Below are 18555 nucleotides of genomic sequence, written 5' to 3' on the forward strand. Positions count from 1 at the left end.
CGTGCACACCTTCACTGTCTGGGCTCCTGCCGCGTCCGCTGTCTCGCTGGTGCTGGAGAGCGGCTCTTTCGAGGTGCCGCGGGGTGATGGTGGGTGGTGGGAGCTGGAAGTTGCTGAGGCGGGGCATGGGACTTCCTATGCGTTCTCTGTCGACGGCAGTGAGCCGATGCCGGATCCGCGGAGTCCTTGGCAGCCTGATGGGGTGCATGGGTTCAGTCGGGTGTTCGACTCCTCGCTGTATGAGTGGGCGGATGCAGGATGGGCTGGGCGGGATGTGCGGGGTGCTGTGTTCTATGAGTTGCACCTGGGGACCTTCACGCCTGAGGGGACGCTCAAGGCGGCTGCAGAGCACCTGGATTACCTTGTGGCATTGGGGGTTGAGGTTGTCTCGCTGATGCCGGTCGCGGCCTTCCCCGGTCGGCACGGGTGGGGGTACGACGGGGTCGACCTCTACGCAGTACACGAGCCCTATGGCGGGCCGCTCGAGTTGCAGCGGTTTGTGGACCGGTGTCATGCGGTCGGGCTGGCTGTGTGTCTGGACGTGGTCTACAACCACCTCGGGCCCAGCGGGAACTACCTGGATGCGTTCGGGCCGTACTTCACCGACAAGCACACGACGCCGTGGGGTCCGGCGGTCAACCTGGACGACGACGGCTGCTCCGAGGTGCGGCGGTGGATCTGTGACAACGCGTTGCGGTGGTTCCGGGAGTTCCACATCGACGCGCTGCGGCTGGACGCAGTACACGCTCTGGCCGACGACAGCCCGCAGCACCTGCTGGCCCAGCTGTCCTCGGAGACTGCTGAGTTGTCCGCATCGCTGGGACGGCCACTGGGCTTGGTGGCCGAGTCCGACCTGAACGACCCGCGCATGGTGGAGCCGGTGAGCTCTGGTGGGCTGGGGATGACGGCGCAGTGGAGTGACGACTTCCACCACGCGCTGCACACGCTGCTGACCGGTGAGCGAGCCGGGTACTACGTGGACTTCGGCGATCCGGGCGTCTTTGCCAAGACGCTGACTCAGGTGTTCCTGCACGACGGGTCGTACTCGACCTTCCGTGGGCAGGACTGGGGCCGGCCGGTGGATCCCGAGCGGCACAGCGGCTGGGAGTTCCTCGCCTACACGTCGAACCATGACCAGGTCGGCAACCGCGCGCTCGGCGACCGGCCGGCGCTGACGCCGGGGCAACTGGCGATCGGAGCGGCCTTGGTCCTCACTTCGCCGTACACGCCGATGCTGTTCATGGGTGAGGAGTGGGGCGCGTCCACGCCGTGGCGATACTTCACCGATCACACCGAGCCGGAGCTGGCTCAGGCGGTTCGGGAGGGGCGGCGGCGGGAGTTCTCGGCGCACGGGTGGGACGCGGAGGAGATTCCTGACCCTCAGGACCCGGAGACGTGGCGATCGTCGGTGCTCGACTGGACCGAGCTGGACGAGTCGCCGCACGCGGAGTTGCTGCGCTGGTACCGGGATCTGATCGCGCTGCGAGCGCGCGACGAGGACCTGCGCAACGACCGGCTGTCCTCGGTCGACGTGACGTATGCCGACTCGTGGTTCGTCGTACGCCGCGGGGCTCTGCGGGTGATCGTCAACCTCGACGACACCGAGACGGTGGTGCCGTTGGCAGCCGCACCGGCGTACCAGGTGATGGCGTTCGGGGACGCCGCCGTGGTGACGGAGGGTGTTCGGCTGGCGGGTCACGGCGTGGCGCTCTTCGCGGGCTGAAATTTTCCTCCGAACCGAAAAGTCCCGACGAAATCTGGCCGTAACGCCTTTGCTCGTTGATAAGTCTGGACATGGCCGGTTTCTGTCCGCATGTCGAAGGTAGTTCAAGAATTGCTTGTATTCCAGGGGCAAGGTGACGGACTGTGGAGGAGGCCAAGCAGGGGCCACGTAGCCGGGGGGATGACCGGGAGGACACCTATGACCGTCGGAGGCGTTGACACCTACTACGACTACGAAGAGAAGCAGTGGAAGAGCAGGAGACTGGGAGGCGGCCCGATCCGCCGCGGCCCGGTCTGCCCCGCCCCCCGCGCTGCCGACCATCCATCGACCGACCGCCGGCCCATCAGCCGGGATCACCAGGACGACAAAGTCCGTAGCTGACTCTTCTGTGGCAGGGGCGCTGGGGGTCACGCCGAAACCCCCACGCCACTTCCATCCCGCGCCCGGCGGTTGATGTCTCCCTCCGCGGCGGTTTTGCCGCGCTCCCGCCTGCCCTGATCTCATGCAATCCCGGTTGTCATCGGAACGACGACGTGGGGACTTGTCATCGTTTGGATGACGAGGTATAACAAAAGTGCGTGTTGACACCGATGAACTGGTGAATCAGGAGGTGGATGACGATGTTGATGCGCACCGACCCGTTCCGTGAGCTCGACCGGTGGACCCAGCAGCTGCTCGGTGGTTCCGCCGCGGCGGGTACGTGGTCCCGGCCGAACCCGATGCCGATGGACGCCTATCGCGCGGGTGACGACTATGTGGTCGCCTTCGACCTGCCGGGCGTACCGCAGGACGCGATCGAGCTGGATGTGGAGCGCAACGTCCTGACCGTCAAGGCCGAGCGCCGGCCGGCCGAACTGCCCGAGGGCGTCGAGATGCAGGTGGCCGAGCGTCCGCTCGGGGCCTTCTCCCGGCAGCTGTTCCTGGGCGACTCCCTCGACGCCGAGCGGATCGAGGCCGTGTACGACGCCGGCGTCCTGACGCTGCGCATCCCGATCGCCGAGCAGGCCAAGCCGCGCAAGATCGCGATCACCACGACGGACAACGGCCAGAAGCAGCTCACCTGAGCCGTTCGACCCGGTCGTCCGGTCCTGGCGGTGGCGGTGCGGTGACACCGCAGTCTTCCCCAGACGAATGGGCCGGACCGGACGACCGCGCCCCTGACGCTAAGGCGCATCCACCGGGGCGAGCTCGCCGCGGAGCCACAGCGGAAGTTGATCGTGGTGGTGCGGGTCGCCCAGGATGCCGGAGGCGCCAAGGGGCACGATCCAGGCCGAGTTGTTGCGGTCGGCAACATCCCAGGCATAGCGGGCCGCGGACGCCCGGATGCAGGTGTCGGTCAGACCTGGCAGGCTCGAGGTGGACATCACGCAGTGGTGGTCACCGGAAAGTGTCAGGTCGTAGTGCTCCTCACCGGGCGCGAAGATCGGCCCGCGGAGCGCGTGCAGCGGCGTCAGATGGTGAGTCTCGCCCCACGGGCCGCGCGGCTTGCGGTGGGCGACCTCTTCCAGGGCTTCCTGTGCCAGCCACTTGATGTTCACGTCGGGCAACAGATCGGTGGCGATCAGGTTCTCCAACGCGAAATACACGTGCGAGAGCATGTCCACATAAGGCACGAACAGCTCCGGTACGCCGGCGTCCTGCTCCAGTACTGCGAGCGCCGGGTGCTCGGCGATCCGGCGTACCAGCGCCTTGCGGACGGCCGCGTAGCTGGAGGCGGCCGTGCTGGTCGCCTCCATCCGGCGGTCCCAGGCGAAGAGTTGCCCGCGCAGAGTGGTTGCCTCAGGCGACAAGTTCTGCAGATCGGCGAGGAGATCGAGCAACGAATCGGCCGAGCCGATCAGGGTGTCGGTGTGGATCAGCGGCATCGTCTCGACGGTCCAGTCGTCGCGCTCGACCAGCAGCTCCCGGATCCTGCGGAACCGGTGCGGGGCGGCGAAGTCGACGCCCAGCGGTTCGGCCAGCTCACGGCTGTTCGCCATCACGGCGACATCGTCGACCGTTGCCCGCGGCATCGGTGAGTGCCACCCCTGCCACTGGTGCTCTGCTTCCCAGGCCGGTACTACGCGCAGGCGGTTGTCGTTGTGCCGAGTCGGAACCAGACCCGCCGTCCGATACAGCAGACCGCCTGCGGTGTCGGCGGCCATCACCACGTTGACCGGCTCCACCCACGGGTCGAAGGCATCGTCGACGTCCTTGACCGTGGTTGCCTGGAGCAACTTCTGCAGCGACTCGAAACCGATCCGGTGCGAGACCCGCGGCGGATACCGCAAGCTGAGAGCGCGATTTTCGTCGAGGCCGCCGATGATCACCGGGCCCCGAGCAGTCTCGATCACCTCGATCTCCACGGTCTCCCCGCCGGCGACCTCGACCAGTTCCGTGTGCACCTCGGCCGGCTCCCAACCGTCCGGGCCGAGCGCCTCCACCCCGGAGCCGGTGCGACGGAGCTGTTCGGAGTACAGGTCCTGGTAGTCGGCCATCGCGTTGGTGATCGCCCAGGCGACCTCGCCGGTGTGACCGAAGTGAGCGATGCCGGGAATACCGGGCACGGCCAATCCGATCACGTCGTACGACGGGCAGGTGAGCCTGATCTGCTGGTAGACGCCAGGGCTCTCGATGTAGCGATGCGGGTCGCCCGCGATGATCGGCTGACCCGTTGCCGTCCGGTGGCCCGGGATGAGCCAGCCGTTGCTCCCCGCAGTACTGGGTCCTTCGGAGTTGAAGAGGTCGAGGGAGGCGTCGCCGAGGTGCTGGGCGACGTGCTCGCGCCAGAGTTTCGTCGGGAAGCCGGCGAACAGGATGTGGATCGCGATCCAGTTGGCGAGCGGCGTCCAGGGCTGCCACTCCTGCGGGACGAGACCGGTCTGGACGAACTCAGGAGCTCCACCGGCAGCGCCGGGCAGGGCTTCGTTGACACCGGCCACGTACGCCGAGACCCACTCGCGGGTGCCGGCGTCGAGGTTCTCCCAGCAGCGTTGGGCGGTGTCGTCGAGTCGCGCTTGGCGCGCGAAGATGTCCCAGCTCAGTGCCTCCCGGCCGAGGAACGCAGCGCTGCTCCCGAGCGAACGCCGATGCTGCAACTCGATCTGCCAGGCGCGATCGGTCGCCGCGTTCTGACCCTGAAGGTAGGCGAGCTCGAGCGGGTCGCCCGCACTCAAGTGCGGCACACCCCAGGCATCCCGGTCGACCGTCGCGTTCACTCGGCATCCTCACGTCGCTGGAGTCTCGGCTCCGCCAACTTACAGGCCGCCGGGCAGACGCCGCATCGCAGAAAAACAAGCGACGTCCGAGCGACCCGAGGCTAGGGTGACGCCGTGATCCGAGCTCTCGACCTGACCGATGCCGCGACGGCTGAGCGGGTTCTCCAGGTGCAGCGGCTGGCCTATGCGGTGGAGGCGGAGTTGATCGGCTTCGACGGCATCCCGCCGCTGCGGGAAGGCCTCGACGCGCTGATGGCGAGCGAGGAGTACTGGCTCGGCCGGTACGTCGACGCAGAGTTGGTCGCGGCGGTCGCCTATGAGCTGCCCGATTCCGAGACGATCGAGATCAGCCGGCTGGTCGTCGATCCGGCCCACGCCCGGCGCGGTCACGGTCGAGCTCTCCTGGATCACCTGGACGAGCTCGTACCGCGACCGGTCAGCCTCGTTTCCACCGGCACTGCCAACACTCCGGCGACCACCCTCTACCTGTCCCGCGGTTACACGGCGACGGGACAGGTAGAGATCGCACCCGGTATCACCATCACTCAGTTCAGTCGCGGCCCGCGCTGAGAGCGGTCCAGGAGACGGGCGGCAGGGTGACCGTCAGCAGGCCATTCTCCAGCCGGACCGACTCGTTCTGCCGCGGGACCACCCGGTCGGGCTGGTTGGCGGTGTTCACCGCGAGCCGGTCGTCGTCGTACACGCTGAGAGCTTCCAGTACGCCGGTGACGGGCGTCCGGCTGACGTCCACGGTGACCTCGATCGACTCGTTGAGCGACCGGTTGACCAGGAAGACGGCCAGCCTGCCCTCGTCGTACGTGGCGACGGCGTCGACCGCGGGCACGTCGCCGAACTTCTCCGTGCCGACCGTCGGTGAGGACGTCTCGACCCGCAGTACGGCGCCGGCCGCCAGCCGCGAGGTGATCGCGAAGGGGTGGAAGATCGGCTGCCGCCAGGCCGGGCCACCGGGCTCGGTCATGATCGGCGCGATCACGTTCGCCAGTTGCGCCAGGCAAGCAACCGCCACCCGGTCGCTGTGCCGGAGCAACGAGATCAGCAAGTTGCCGACGACAACGGCATCGGTGACGTTGTACTCGTCCTCGATCCGGCGCGGCGCGACCTCCCACTGGTCGCCCGGGCCGTCGGTCCGCCGGGACCGGTCGCCGTACCAGACGTTCCACTCGTCGAAGGAGATGTCGATCCGCTTGCGGCTCTTCAGCTCCGCGCCGACGTGGTCCGCGGTGGCGACCACCGAGTCGATGAAGCGGTCCATGTCGACGGCCGAGGCCAGGAACGAGGCCGGGTCACCCGCATCATCGCCGTAGTACGCGTGGCAGGAGATGTGGTCGACCAGGTCGTAGCACTCGCGCAGTACGTCGCGCTCCCAGCTCCCGAACGTCGGCATCCCGGAGTTGGACGACCCGCAGGCGACCAGCTCAAGGTCCGGCTCGATCATCCGCATCGCCCGCGCCGTCTCGGCCGCGATCCGCCCGTACTCCGCAGCGGTCTTGTGCCCGATCTGCCAGGGCCCGTCCATCTCGTTGCCCAGGCACCACAGTTTCAGCCCGTACGGCGTACTGGCGCCGTGCTGCACCCGGAGATCGGACAACGCGGTGCCGCCGGGGTGGTTCGCGTACTCCTGCAGGTCCAGCGCTTCCTGGACGCCGCGACTGCCGAGGTTGACCGCCATCATCGGTTCGACCCCGGCCTTCGCGCACCAGTGCATGAACTCGTCCAGGCCGAACTGGTTGGTCTCGATGCTGTGCCAGGCGAGGTCCAGCCGGCGGGGCCGCTGGTCGCGCGGGCCGACGCCGTCCTCCCACCGGTAGCCGGAGACGAAGTTGCCGCCGGGGTAGCGGACCAGCGAGACGCCCAGCTCCCGGGTCAGCTCCAGGACGTCCTTACGGAATCCGTCCTCGTCGGCGGTCGCGTGGTCGGGCTCGTAGATCCCGGTGTAGACGCAACGGCCCATGTGCTCGACGAAGCTGCCGAACGTCCGGCGGTTGACCGGGGCAACGACGAAGGCGGGATCGAGGACTAGTGAGGCAGCGGGCACGAGGTGGCTCCTGTCATGGGTTTGGGCATGGAAAAGCAGGGCGGATCAGGTGACGCGTGGCCAGCCGTCGGCACCCCAGGTGATCCGGCGGAGGCCGAGTCTGAAGTCACCGCCGGCCTGGGTGTCGTAGTAGTGGTGAGCCAGCCAGTCGCCGTACACCGACTGGCCACCAGGACCGGCCATCGAGCCGGAGCCGGACAGGATCACGGTGCCGCCGCCTTGCAGCATCGGCTTACCGAGCCGGTCGACGTACGGGCCGGAAACGGAGCGGGAGCGGCCGACCGCGATCTTGTAGGTGCTGTCGGATCCACGGCAGCAGAAGTCGAACGAGACGAACAGGTAGTACCAGGAGCCGCGGCGAACGACGTACGGCGCCTCGATCGCGTTCGGGGAGGGCCGGCCGCCGGCCAGTCGCAACGGCGCGCCTTGGCCGGGCGCGGCCAGCCCGGACGGCCACTGCAACCGGATCATCCTGATCCCGCTCCAGAACGAGCCGAGCGACATCCAGGGCACGCCTTTGTGATCCGTCACGACACCGGGATCGATCGCGTTGTAGTCGTCAGTGGACACCGATCGGTGTACCAGCCCTCGATCGACCCACCGGTACGCCGGGTCGCTGGGGTTGAGCGTCGTGTTGGTCGCCAGCGCGATCGCCGACCGGTTGGAGCCGAAGGTCGACGCGGAGTAGTAGAGATAGAAGGTGCCGGCGTGCTTGATGATTTCGGGAGCCCACAGGTTCGAGACTCCCGGTACTTCGGTGCGCAACCAGGCCGGGATGGAGTTGAAGACGGTCCCCGCGGAGGTCCAGTGCTTGCCGTCCGTGGAGCGGCGCACCTGCACCGCGCCACCCGCGACGGCGGGGTCACCGGTAGAGAACACGTACCAGTCGCGACCGTCCCGGATCAACGCCGGATCATGCGTCCGAAGGTCACCACTCAACACCGGTGCGCCGGGATCGGCGCGAACCGGCGCCGGTACGCGGGACGGTCCGGCGTACGCCGTACCGGTCAGCAGGAGCAGGGTGGCGGCGGCCAGTGCCGCGAGGCGCCTCATCCCTTGATCCCTGCGTCGCCGACGCCGCGGATGACGTGGCGCTGGAAGAGGGCGTAGACGACCAGCAGCGGGAGTCCGCCGAGGACGGCGGAGGCCATGATCTGGGCGTAGCGCAGGCCGTAGGAGCCCTGGACGTTGGCGAGGCCGACCGGGATCGTCATCATCGACGGGTCGGTGGTGACGATGAACGGCCAGAGGAAGTTGTTCCAGGCGCCGATGAACGTGAAGATGCCGACGGCAACCATGATCGGGCGGGACATCGGCACCATCACCGACCAGACGATCCGCCACCGGCTGGCGCCGTCGACCCGGGCGGCGTCCTCGTAGTCGCGGGAGACGCCGTCGAAGAACTTCTTCAGGACGAACACCATCACCGGCGCCACCACCTGTGGCAGCACCACGCCCCAGTAGGTGTCGACCAGACCGAGGGCGGTCATCTCCTGGAACAGCGGCACGATCAGCACCTGCGGCGGCACCAGGATGCCGGCGATCAGCAGGCCGAAGAGCACGCGGCGGCCCGGGAACGTAGTACGGGAGAAGCCGTAGGCGGCCAGGACCGAGACGATCAGCGTCAACGCGGTCACCAGCACCGCCACGATGGTGCTGTTCAGGAACCAGCGCAGGATCGACCCCTGGTCGAGAACGCTGCGGTAGGCGTCGGTGGTCGAGTCGGTCGGCCACCAGGTGATCGGGATCCGGGTGGTCTCCGCCTCGGGTTTCAGCGAGGTGTCGATGGCCCAGATCAGCGGGACGAGCCAGACGATCGCCAGCAGGACGCCGCCGACGACGATGGCCACTTTGGCGAAGGTGAAGCGCGGCTGGACAGGGCCGCTCGGGGTGCTGGACATCGTCCGGGTGGAACGCGGGGCGGTGCCGGCGACGGTACTCACTGGCCGACCTCTTTTCGTCCGGAGAACAACTTGAACTGGGCGACCGAGACCAGCACGATCACCACGAAGAACATGTACGAGACGGCGGAGGCGTAGCCGATCCGGTAACTGGTGAACCCGCTCTCGTAGATGTACTGGATGATCGGCCGGGTGGAGAAGTTCGGTCCGCCGGTCGTCATCAGGTAGATCTGGTCGAAGATCTTCAGCGACGCGACCAGCTGGAGGACCACGATCAGCCCGGTGGTCCGGTTCAGCAGCGGCAGCGTGATCCGGAACAGCTTCTGCCGGCCGTTCGCCCCGTCGATCGCGGCCGCCTCGTAGACCTGGTTCGGAATCCCTTGCAGGGCGGCCAGGTAGAGCAGGAAGTTGAACCCCACGGTCCACCAGACCGTGGTGATCACCACCGCCAGCATCGCCCGGTTCTCCGAGTTCAGCCAGTCGATCTCGGCGAAACCGCCGGCGGTCAGCAGCCCGTTCACCAGGCCGAAGCCGGGCTGGTAGATCCACACCCAGATCAGCGTGACGACGGTGGCCGGCAGCACGAACGGAGCGAAGTACGAGAACCGCAGGATCCAGCCGAGCAGGCCGCTGCGGTTGGCCAGCAACGCCATCACCAGGGCGATCAGGACCAGCGGCGGCGTACTCATCGCAGTGAAGATCAGCGTGTTGCCCAGCGAGTCCCAGACCGCGGGATCGCCGAACATCTCCCGCCAGTTCTGCAGACCGAGGAACTCGCTCTGCACCCCGGCCAGGCTGGTGTTGAAGAAGCTGTTCCACAGACCGGAGAAGGTCGGCCAGAGGAGGAAGAACGCGAACAGCACCATGAACGGCGCGACGAAGAGCAGACCGCCCCAGCGTTCGGACAGCGGTGGACCGGGTCGCGGGTCGGGCGGTGGTGGGGTGGCCGGCGTGACCGGGTCACGGCGGGTGGGAGTGTTCACTGCCATGGCGGGCTCCCGGAGGCCTAGACGGGGGAGGGGGTGTCGAGAAGCTTCTGGACGGCTGTCTTGAACTGGTCGAGCGCCTGCCGCGGCGCCGACCGTCCGTTGAAGATGCCGGCGAAAGCGGCGGCGGCTTCGCTCTGCAGTTGCGCGCCGGAGCCGGCGAACCAGGCGTCCGGGTCGAAGAACACGTCCGGCGCGACCGACCGGTACTCCGCCTGCGGTTTGAGGTTCAGGTACTCCGGGCTGCTCACCACCGGCTGGTAGGCGGGAATGTGCCCGCCGGCGGCCCAGTCGGCGCTGTTCTTCAGCATCCAGGCGATGTACTCGATCGTGGCCTCGGTGTCGGCCGCGCGCCGGCCGGTCTGGTGCGGCAGGACGAACGTGTGCGCGTCACCGGCCGCGGCGGGCTTGTCGTACACGAGCGGGAACGGCGCCATGCTGAACGGCAGCTTGGCGGTCTGGAAGGTGGTCACCTCCCACTCGCCGTTGAAGGCCAGCCCCGCGTCCCCGCTGCTGAACAGGGCGACCGAGGCGGGGTAGTTCGCGGACTTGGGAATCAGGCCGTCCGCGGCCAGTTTCGCCAGGTACTGAAGGGCTTCCAGGGCCTTGGCGTCGTCGATCACCAGTTTCGTCCCGGACTCGTCCAGGAACGGGCCGTCGAGCTGGCCGTACAGGGTCCACCACAACCGCCACGGTCCGACCGTGTCGACGGACGCGCCCAGCTTGCCGGTGGTGTCCTTCACGGCCTTGAGCGCCTCGACGAATCCGTCGACGCCCTTGATCTGTTTGATCTTGCCGTCCGGCCCGAGCAACCCGGCTTTCTGGCAGATCTCGGTGTTGTAGTACATGACGAAGGGATGCAGATCCAGCGGTACGGCGTACAGGCGGCCGTCCACGATGCAGCGCTGCCAGGTCTCGGGCAGGAAGTCCTGCTCGGTGATCCCGGCCTTGTTCAGCAGGTCGAGCGGGATCGGGTCGAGCATCGTCGTCGGGCTGAATCCCTTCAGCCGGGACAGGTGCAGGGTCGCGATCTCGGGAGCCCGGCCGCCGGCGGCGGACATCGCGAGCTTGGTGTAGAACGGCGCGCCCCAGGCCAGGGTGTGGGCCTCGAACGCGATCGCGGGGTGCTCGGCGGCGAACTTCTCGTGGATCTGGAGCAGCCGGGCGCCGTCGCCGCCGCCGAACAGGTTCCACTGGCGGACCCTGGCCTCGTCGGGGGTGAGAGCGCCGCAACCGGAGAGCGTGCCGGACAGCGCGAGGCCGCCGGCGAGGCCGAGCGCGCCGGTCAGCAGGGAGCGCCGGCTGGGGGTGGGGGGAGTCATCTCGCGTGTCCTCCTGGCGGGGGTGGAGCACGGGTGCGGGGGCAGGCTGAAATGCCGCACCGGCTCCCTGGTCAGGAGCTCCGGTGCAGGTTTCTACATCGGTGTAGAAGGATGATGCCCGGCACCTTCCGGACCGTCAAGACTTCGGCTGATAGCGCTAACAAAAAATCGCCGGAACCCGCTGACCGGGTGCTCAGCCGAGGGTGGACTCGCGCGGGTGGAGCTCGAACGGGGAGGTGATTTCCTGATGGGCGGAGGTGTCGCCGTTCATCCGGGCGACCAGCAGGTCGACGGCGGTGCGGGCGATCTGGCTCCGGCCGGGGTCGACCGTGGTCAGGGTGGGGCTGCTGAAGCTGGCCTCGTCGATGTCGTCGAAACCGGCCACCGCGACGTCGTCGGGGATCCGGATCCCGTGCTTGGTCAGCACCCGGATCGCGCCCAGGGCGAGTGTGTCGTTCAGGCCGAGGACGGCATCGAACTTCTGTCCCGAGGCGAGCAGTTGCTCCATCGCCTCGGCGCCGTTGGCCCGGTGCCACGGATCGGCCGGCATGGCCAGCTCCGGGATGGGTTGCACGCCGGCTTCCTCGAGGGCGTCGGCGAAGGCGCCGTGCCGGATCGCCGCCGTGCCGACCAGTTCGCCGGGATGCGTGCCGAGGACCGCGATCCGCCGACGGCCGAGCTCGAGCAGGTGCTGCGCGGCCGCCCGGGTGCCCGCGACGTTGTCGATCATCACGTGGTCCACCGGGCCGTGGAAGATCCGCTCGCCGAGCAGCACCATCGGGGTCGAGATGCGGAGTTGCTCGGCGTCGGTGTGGCCGAGCCCGAGCGGGCTGAACAGCAGGCCGTCGACGAGGTGGCCGCGGGGGCGGGCGAGCGCGGCGAGTTCGCGCTCCCGGACGGCGCCGGTCTGCTCGATCATCACCGTCAGGCCGTGCTGGTCGGCGGCCTGGATGACGGCGTCGGCGAGCTCGGCGAAGTACGTGATCCTGAGTCCCGGGACGGCCAGGCCGATGATGCCGGTGCGACCCGACTTGAGGTTCCGGGCGGACAGGTTCAGCTGGTAGCCGAGGGCATCGACCGAGGCGAGCACCCGCAGCCGGGTGGACTCCCGGATGTAGGGGTAGCCGCTCAGCACGTTCGAAACCGTCTTCGGTGACACGCCGGCGTGCCGGGCGACATCCCGCATCGTCACAGCCAACCCGCGTCACCCCTCTCGCCGGATTTCCGACCCTCACGGTAGACCACTGCACCCAGTCAAGATCTCACTGCCGTTCCAGGTCCGGCGACCTCGTTCGCCAACGCGACCCATTTCGGCGGTCGGCCGCCGAGATGGTGGGTTGCCACCCCGGAGTACGGGGTGGCAACCCACAAGGCGGGGCGTTGACCGCCGAAATGGGGACGGGGAGGGGCGCGAGAAGGGCTACGCGGCTGCGCGGTCGGTGAGGGGACGGCGGCGGGTGGCGGGGTTGGTGAGGGAGACGGGTTGCCAGGCGCCGTCGGCCTGGTAGAGGTCGGTGCCGGGCGGGACGATCGCGTCGATGCGGTCGAGGGTCTCGTCGTCGAGGACGAGGGCGGCGCCCTTCAGCAGGCCCTCCAGGTGGTCCATCGTGCGCGGTCCGCTGATGACGGAGGTAACCGCCGGGTGCGAGACCACGAACGCGAGGGCCAGTTCGGGCAGGGAGCAACCGATGCTCTCGGCAACCTCGATCAGCGCTTCCAGCGCGTCGAACTTCGCCGCGTTGGAAGGGATCGCCGGGTCGAACCGGAACGGCGTCAGGGCCGCCCGGCCGGTGGTGAGGTCGACCGGTTGGTCGCGTCGTACCTTGCCGGACAGGAAGCCGGACGCGAGCGGGCTCCAGGTCAGTACACCCATGTTGAGCCGCTGAGTTGTCGGCAGCAACGACCGCTCGATGCCGCGGGCAAGCAACGAGTACGGCGGCTGCTCGGTGCGGAACTTGCCGTAGCCGCGGCGCTCGGCGACGTGGTACGCCTCGACGATCTCCTCGGCCGGGAAGGTCGAGCAGCCGAAGGCGCGGATCTTGCCCTGGCTGACCAGGTCGGTCAGCACCGACAGGGTCTCCTCGATGTCGGTGGACGGGTCCGGCCGGTGCACCTGGTACAGGTCGATCCAGTCGGTACCGAGCCGCCGCAGGCTCTGCTCGACCTCATGGGTGATCCACCGCCGCGAGTTGCCACCGCGGTTGGGCCCTTCACCCATCGGGAAGTGCACCTTGGTCGCCAGTACGACGTCCTCGCGGCGTCCCTGGAGCGCCTTGCCGACGATCTCCTCGGACTCGCCCCGGGAGTACATGTCGGCGGTGTCGACGAAGTTGATCCCGGCGTCCAGGGCGGCCTGCAGGATCCGGGCGCAGTCGGCGTGATCGGGATTGCCGACCGCGCCGAACATCATCGTGCCGAGGCAGTGCACGCTCACCTCGATACCGGTCCCACCGAGTGTGCGGTAGCGCATGGGGTTTGCTCCTAGATTCAGGTCGTGGTGCGCCTGAACCTAGGAGCTAGAGCGCTGTCTAGGTCAAGCCCGCCCGCGAACTACCCTGGTCCGACGCTACCGAGGCGAGGAGTGCGCGGATGACGGCTGTGGCAGATTTCTCGGACCTGTGGGATCCGCGGCCGGGGTGGCTGAACACGGCGTCGTACGGGTTGCCGCCGCGGCCTGGGTGGGAGGCGTTGCAGGCGGCGTTGCGTGACTGGCAGGTGGGTGCGACCAGTTGGGAGCCGTGGGACAGGTCGACCACTCGGGCGCGGGAGTCGTTTGCACGGCTGGTCGGTGCTGACTCTGCCGATGTGTTCGTCGGCAGCACGGTGTCGGCGGCCGTCGCGCCGATCGCTGCTTCGTTGCCCGACGGTGCGCGGGTGCTGGTGGACGACATCGAGTTCACCTCGAACGTCTATCCCTGGGCGGTGCACGCCGATCGCGGAGTCGAAGTGGTTGCCGTCAGCACCGATCAGTTTCTGGACGCGATCCGGCCTGGCATCGATCTGGTGGCCGTCAGTGCGGTCCAGTCCTTGACCGGCACCGTGCTCGACCTGGCCCAGGTTGTTGCCGCCTGCAAGGAGATCGATGCGCTGCTGGTGATCGACGCCAGCCAGGCGGTCGGGTGGTTGCCGCTCGACGTGTCCTGGGTCGACGCGCTGGTCGCGCACGGGTACAAGTGGATGATGTCGCCGCGGGGCGCGACGTTCGGCTACCTCTCGCCCCGGCTGCAGGAGCGCTGCCGGCCACTTCACGCGGGCTGGTACGCGGGTCGCGACGTCGGCGGCTCGTACTACGCACCGAAGATGCAGCTGGCCGACGACGCCCGCCGGTTCGACCAGTCGCCGGCCTGGTTCTGCTACGTCGGTGCTGCGCCGGCGCTGGAGCTGATCGAGCAGATCGGCGTCGAGACGATCCACCGGCACAACCTCGCGCTGGCCAACGAGTTCCGCGCCGGGATCGGGCTTCCCGCCGGCAACTCGGCGATCGTCAGTGCGGCGATCCCCGGTGCGGACGAGGCCTTCGCGGCGGCGGGGATCCGGGCCGCGGTACGGGGTGGGAATCTGCGGGTTTCGTTCCACGTGTACTCGACGCGGGCCGACGTACAGCTCGCGCTGGAGGCCCTGGACGGGCTGGTAAAAACCTAGAGTTGACTCTAGTCGCTGGTTAGGGTGGCGGCATGGCTGAGGGATTGAGCATCGGGCAGGTTGCCGAGCGGACCGGGTTGAGCGTGCACGCGCTGCGTTTCTACGAGCGCGAGGGCATCCTCGCCGACCCGGTACGCCGGGAGTCCAACGGGCGCCGCGTGTACAGCGAGGACGACGTCGACTGGCTGGACATGTGCATCAAGTTCCGCTCGTCGGGGATGCCGCTGGACACCATCCGCCGGTACACGGATCTGGTGAAGCAGGGCGCGGGCAACGAGCAGGAGCGACTCGCGTTGCTGAAGAGCCACCAGGAGGCCGTGGTCGCACAGCTCGCGGAACTCACCGAGTGCCTCCGGGTGATCACCTACAAGGTTGACATCTACACCGAACACCTCGAACGCGGCACCGCCGACTGCCTGTGGGTCACGCCGTCCACGGTCTCGCAGGACGAGGCGGTCTGACAGTCGGCGTGCGGAGTTTTACCGGGCGGTGGCCTGGGCCTCGAGGAGGCGGAATCCGCAGGACCGGGCGATGGACGCAGCCCGCTCGGCAGCGTTGGCCGCGGCCGTCGTGTCGCCGGTAGCGCGTCGCGCGGTCGCCAAGGCGATCAGCGCCTCGGCCTCGATGTACGGGTAAGCGCCACGGGCGATCGTGAGGCAGTCCTCGATCCATCCGATCGCAGCGGCGGCATCGCCAAGCGTGAGGTGTGCCGCTGCCACGGTCGCCGCGGTCTGGGCCAGGGCCTTTCGGTCGCGGACGACGACCGCGAGCTGGTGAGCCCGCAGCGCTGACGCCAGCGCGGCCGCCCCGTCTCCGCGCTGGCTGTACAACCGGGACCACTCGTCCAGCGTGGACACTTCGCCGCGAAGGTGCGAGCGGCGCTGGTAGCCAGCCAGTACGTCGCTCAGCAAGTCGGCCGCCTGGTCGGCCGCGCCCAACTGCCGCAGGGCACTCGCCAGGTTGCCGCGGGTGGCGAGCGCCGGTGCGTCCTGGCCGGTCTCGTTGATCCGCAGCGCTGACTCGAACAGGTCGGCAGCCTCCCGCAGCTCACCCTGGTACAGGCGCGTCATCCCGAGACTGTTGAGCGCGAGCGACCGAACATGGCCGTGCTGATCGTCTTCGGTGAGCTGCAGGACGCGGCGCATCCACAGCTCAGCGTCGCTGAGGCTGCCACGCTCCAGCTGAAGCCATCCGACCATGTGAGCCAGGTAGGCAGCTGCTGTGGTCCAGCCGATGGCCATCGCGAGAGCATGGCCGGCGAGACCGTCGGACAGTGCATCTTCTTCCTGGCCGACCGCTCCCAATGCCTGGCTGCGGTTGATCAGCATCGCGGCCCGCGCGGTGTCGTCACCGGCCGCGGTGGCAGCGGCCAGCCCGGCCTGTGCCGCCGGCAGCCAACCGTCGGCATCCCTGCGAACAAGGAAGTATCCCCGGAGTTGGTCGGCGATTCGCCAGGCCAACGACCGGTCGCCGGCCTGCGCCGTTTCCCGCACGACCGCCAGCAAAGCGGGGAGTTGGTCGTCAAGCCAGTCGAGAGCGTCGGTCTCCGAGCCGAAGAATCTGGCCGGTTCGGGATGGGAGCCGAGCCGTACGAGGTGTGGACCGGCCCAGTTCATCGCGGCCGTCACCGCCTCGGCGTACCAGGAGTAGAGCCGGGTCCGGGCGGCGTCACCGTCGGAGTCTTCCGCGAGAAGTCGACGGGAGTAGAGGCCGAGCAGATCGTGGAACCGGTAGCGGTTCTTGGTGTGCTGCAGCAGCATGTTCGCCTCGAGGAGGTCTTCCAGGACTCGATCGGCCGCGGCCGTCGGCATCCCGAGCAGAATCCCTGTGCTGTCGGCACTGAAGTCGTCGCCGGGGTGCAGGCTGCACAGCCGGAAGGCGCGCTGGGCGTCGGCGCTCAGATCGGCGTAGCTGAGTTCGAAGCTGTTCAGCACGCTGGACTCGCCAAGGCTCAGCTCGGTGAGCCGCCGGTTGCCGTCTTCCAGCCGGCGGGCCAGGTCGGCGACTGTCCACTCCCGCCGAGTGGCGAGCCGTGCGCCGGCGATGCGCAGTGCGAGCGGGAGCCGGGCGCACGCCTCGGCGAGCGCGCTCACCGCTGCGGGGTCGGCGTCGAGCCGATGCGTTCTCGCGGTGGAGGCGATCAGCAGGATCGCGTCGTCGGAGGGGAGAGGCTCGAGGTTCACGACGCCGGCGGCGGCCAGGTCCGGCAGTCGGCGTCGGCTGGTCACGATCACGTCGCTGCGGCCGGCTCCCGGCAGTAGCGGTCCTACCTGGGCCGTGTCCTGTGCGTTGTCGAGTACTACCAGCATCCGTCGGTCGGCGAGCTCGCTGCGGAGCAGGGCGGCGGCCTCGGTCTCGTCGGTGCCGATTCGCTGGCCAGGTACTCCGAGCGCTCGGAGAAAGCGGCCGAGCACCTGGATCGGTGCAGGTGTCGTGGCGTCGCTGCCCCGCAGGTCGGCGTAGAGCTGTCCGTCCGGATACTCGGCGCGGAGGTGGTGCGCGGCGGTCAGGGCCAAGGCGGTCTTGCCGACCCCCGCGATGCCGTTGATCAGGACGACCCGGGAGGAAAGCGCGCCTGGCCGGCCGAGCGTCGCGCTGATCATGGTCAGCTCGTCCGCGCGGCCGACGAAGTCCGGCGGTGCGGACGGAGCTTGCTGGACGAGCACTCGCTCCGTCGGCTGCCCTGGCGACCCGCTCTGCCGGCGGAGTACCTCGAGGTGAACCGCACGGAGCCGGTCGCCAGGGTCGATGCCGAGCTGGTCGGCGAGCGCGGACCGGATCCGGTCGTACGCCGCGAGGGCCTCGGCCTGCCGGTCGGCCGCAGCCAGGGTCTGGATCAGCTCGACATGCAGCGGCTCGTCCAGTTCGTACCGCGTGGTGAGGTTCCGCAAGGCTTTCAAAGCCTGTCCGGGCTCGCCGAGGTCACGCGCCAGCCTGGCGAAGGCCCGGACGGCGGCCGTGTACTCGTTGGAGACCGCTATATACAGCGGGTTGGCGGACATCGACTCCACATCTGTGTCGCCGCGCCACAGCGCCACGGCCTCCGAGAGCTCGGCCAATGCGACCTCCGGGTCGGCGCGCGTGGCTCGGGCCGTCAGATCGCGGAACTTCAGGAGGTCGAGGTTGCCCGAGCCCACCACCAGCCGGTAGCCGGTGCCCCCGCCGACGACCACCGGGCTGGCCGGACTGCCGGCCTCCAGCAGTCGTCGCAGCCTGGCGACCCGGGTGTGCAGCAGATTCACCACGTTTCGGGGTGCGCCGCGCGGCCAGAGGAGATCGATGAGTTCGTCCTGGCTGACCGTCGTACCCGCAGCAAAGGCGAGCCGGGCCAGCAAGGTGCGTTGCGGACCCGAGTTGACGGGCACCTCGACGTCGCCGTACCGGACCTCGAGCGGGCCGAGGACTCCGATGTGCAGGGCTTCGGCTGCTACCGAGCTCGAAGCGGTGGCGGACCGCTGGGCCTTGGCCGCGGCGTGCAGTGTCCCGGAAGCTTGACTACTCAGCTTCAAGGCGGCGGCGATGGCCTCGATCGAGTCCCGCTTCGGGCTTCTGGTCCTGCCCTGCTCCAGGTCCCGGATCGCCCCCGCACTGAGACCGGCCCGGCCCGCGAGCTCCCGCTGCGTCACTCCGGCGTCCTGGCGAAGCGTCCGCAGCACCTCACCGAAGTGGCCGGGCTGCTGGGAACGCCCGGTGCCGGACGCGTCCTCCTGCTCCTGTCCGGGCACGGC

Annotated in this window: 14 protein-coding genes; 5 read left to right on the plus strand and 9 right to left on the minus strand. The window is 68.5% G+C overall.

Translation table 11 applies throughout. The features are described from left to right. Position 1 precedes the first annotated feature (1 nt). Both treZ and ACQPYM_RS03940 read left to right on the plus strand, forming a co-directional pair. Positions 2-1723, plus strand: coding sequence for a malto-oligosyltrehalose trehalohydrolase (treZ, locus tag ACQPYM_RS03935; RefSeq protein ID WP_433014896.1), 1722 nt, complete (start codon positions 2-4; stop codon positions 1721-1723). 614 nt (positions 1724-2337) lie between these two features. Continuing rightward, entirely contained in the window at positions 2338-2787 is a 450-nt protein-coding gene (locus tag ACQPYM_RS03940; RefSeq protein ID WP_433014899.1) for an Hsp20/alpha crystallin family protein, read from the plus strand. A gap of 99 nt (positions 2788-2886) precedes the next feature. Here the strand turns inward: ACQPYM_RS03940 and ACQPYM_RS03945 are convergent, their stop codons facing one another. Then, positions 2887-4920, minus strand: a complete 2034-nt coding sequence (locus ACQPYM_RS03945; protein WP_433014902.1) for a penicillin acylase family protein — start codon at positions 4918-4920, stop codon at positions 2887-2889. Between the two features lie 114 nt (positions 4921-5034). Here ACQPYM_RS03945 and ACQPYM_RS03950 point away from each other — a divergent pair, with 114 nt between their 5' ends. Then, complete coding sequence (locus ACQPYM_RS03950) at positions 5035-5490, plus strand: GNAT family N-acetyltransferase (protein WP_433014904.1); 456 nt, start codon at positions 5035-5037, stop codon at positions 5488-5490. Here ACQPYM_RS03950 and ACQPYM_RS03955 read toward each other — a convergent pair. The 7 genes from ACQPYM_RS03955 to ACQPYM_RS03985 all read right to left on the minus strand — a co-directional run bounded on the left by ACQPYM_RS03955 (position 5471) and on the right by ACQPYM_RS03985 (position 13655). After that, positions 5471-6976, minus strand: a complete 1506-nt coding sequence (locus ACQPYM_RS03955) for an alpha-N-arabinofuranosidase (protein ID WP_433014907.1) — start codon at positions 6974-6976, stop codon at positions 5471-5473. The genes ACQPYM_RS03950 and ACQPYM_RS03955 overlap by 20 nt on opposite strands. Before the next feature lie 45 nt (positions 6977-7021). Continuing rightward, entirely contained in the window at positions 7022-8029 is a 1008-nt protein-coding gene (locus ACQPYM_RS03960; RefSeq protein WP_433014910.1) for an arabinan endo-1,5-alpha-L-arabinosidase, read from the minus strand. Further along, on the minus strand, positions 8026-8919 hold the full coding sequence (locus tag ACQPYM_RS03965) for a carbohydrate ABC transporter permease (protein WP_433014913.1): 894 nt from the start codon (positions 8917-8919) through the stop codon (positions 8026-8028). Before ACQPYM_RS03965 ends, ACQPYM_RS03960 begins: the two co-directional genes overlap by 4 nt. After that, positions 8916-9866 (minus strand): carbohydrate ABC transporter permease, encoded by a 951-nt coding sequence (locus ACQPYM_RS03970; protein WP_433014916.1) that lies wholly within the window; start codon positions 9864-9866, stop codon positions 8916-8918. Before ACQPYM_RS03970 ends, ACQPYM_RS03965 begins: the two co-directional genes overlap by 4 nt. Positions 9867-9883: 17 nt before the next feature. Then, positions 9884-11185: an extracellular solute-binding protein gene (locus tag ACQPYM_RS03975; RefSeq protein ID WP_433014920.1), complete on the minus strand. Its 1302-nt coding sequence runs from the start codon at positions 11183-11185 to the stop codon at positions 9884-9886. Between the two features lie 193 nt (positions 11186-11378). After that, positions 11379-12377 carry a LacI family DNA-binding transcriptional regulator gene (locus ACQPYM_RS03980; RefSeq protein WP_433023181.1) on the minus strand — a complete coding sequence of 333 codons (999 nt, stop codon included), beginning with the start codon at positions 12375-12377 and terminating at the stop codon, positions 11379-11381. A gap of 228 nt (positions 12378-12605) precedes the next feature. After that, positions 12606-13655 (minus strand): aldo/keto reductase, encoded by a 1050-nt coding sequence (locus ACQPYM_RS03985; RefSeq protein ID WP_433014923.1) that lies wholly within the window; start codon positions 13653-13655, stop codon positions 12606-12608. Between the two features lie 119 nt (positions 13656-13774). Here ACQPYM_RS03985 and ACQPYM_RS03990 point away from each other — a divergent pair, with 119 nt between their 5' ends. After that, positions 13775-14827, plus strand: a complete 1053-nt coding sequence (locus tag ACQPYM_RS03990) for an aminotransferase class V-fold PLP-dependent enzyme (protein ID WP_433014926.1) — start codon at positions 13775-13777, stop codon at positions 14825-14827. Between the two features lie 32 nt (positions 14828-14859). Next, a complete protein-coding gene (locus ACQPYM_RS03995; RefSeq protein WP_433014929.1) occupies positions 14860-15288 on the plus strand; it encodes a MerR family transcriptional regulator in 429 nt (142 codons plus the stop codon). A gap of 18 nt (positions 15289-15306) precedes the next feature. Here ACQPYM_RS03995 and ACQPYM_RS04000 read toward each other — a convergent pair whose 3' ends face one another. Continuing rightward, on the minus strand, positions 15307-18552 hold the full coding sequence (locus ACQPYM_RS04000; protein WP_433014932.1) for a BTAD domain-containing putative transcriptional regulator: 3246 nt from the start codon (positions 18550-18552) through the stop codon (positions 15307-15309). Between the last annotated feature and the right edge of the window lie 3 nt (positions 18553-18555).

Source organism: Kribbella sp. CA-294648 (assembly GCF_050943845.1).
Classification (GTDB): Bacteria; Actinomycetota; Actinomycetes; order Propionibacteriales; family Kribbellaceae; genus Kribbella.

Coding starts and splice junctions, on each gene's coding strand:
- ACQPYM_RS03940 (WP_433014899.1), top strand. CDS start 2,338: ATGACGATGTTGATGCGCACCGACCCGTTCCGTGAGCTCGACCGGTGG.
- ACQPYM_RS03960 (WP_433014910.1), bottom strand. CDS start 8,029: ATGAGGCGCCTCGCGGCACTGGCCGCCGCCACCCTGCTCCTGCTGACC.
- ACQPYM_RS03970 (WP_433014916.1), bottom strand. CDS start 9,866: ATGGCAGTGAACACTCCCACCCGCCGTGACCCGGTCACGCCGGCCACC.
- ACQPYM_RS03975 (WP_433014920.1), bottom strand. CDS start 11,185: ATGACTCCCCCCACCCCCAGCCGGCGCTCCCTGCTGACCGGCGCGCTC.
- ACQPYM_RS03985 (WP_433014923.1), bottom strand. CDS start 13,655: ATGCGCTACCGCACACTCGGTGGGACCGGTATCGAGGTGAGCGTGCAC.
- ACQPYM_RS03990 (WP_433014926.1), top strand. CDS start 13,775: ATGACGGCTGTGGCAGATTTCTCGGACCTGTGGGATCCGCGGCCGGGG.
- ACQPYM_RS03995 (WP_433014929.1), top strand. CDS start 14,860: ATGGCTGAGGGATTGAGCATCGGGCAGGTTGCCGAGCGGACCGGGTTG.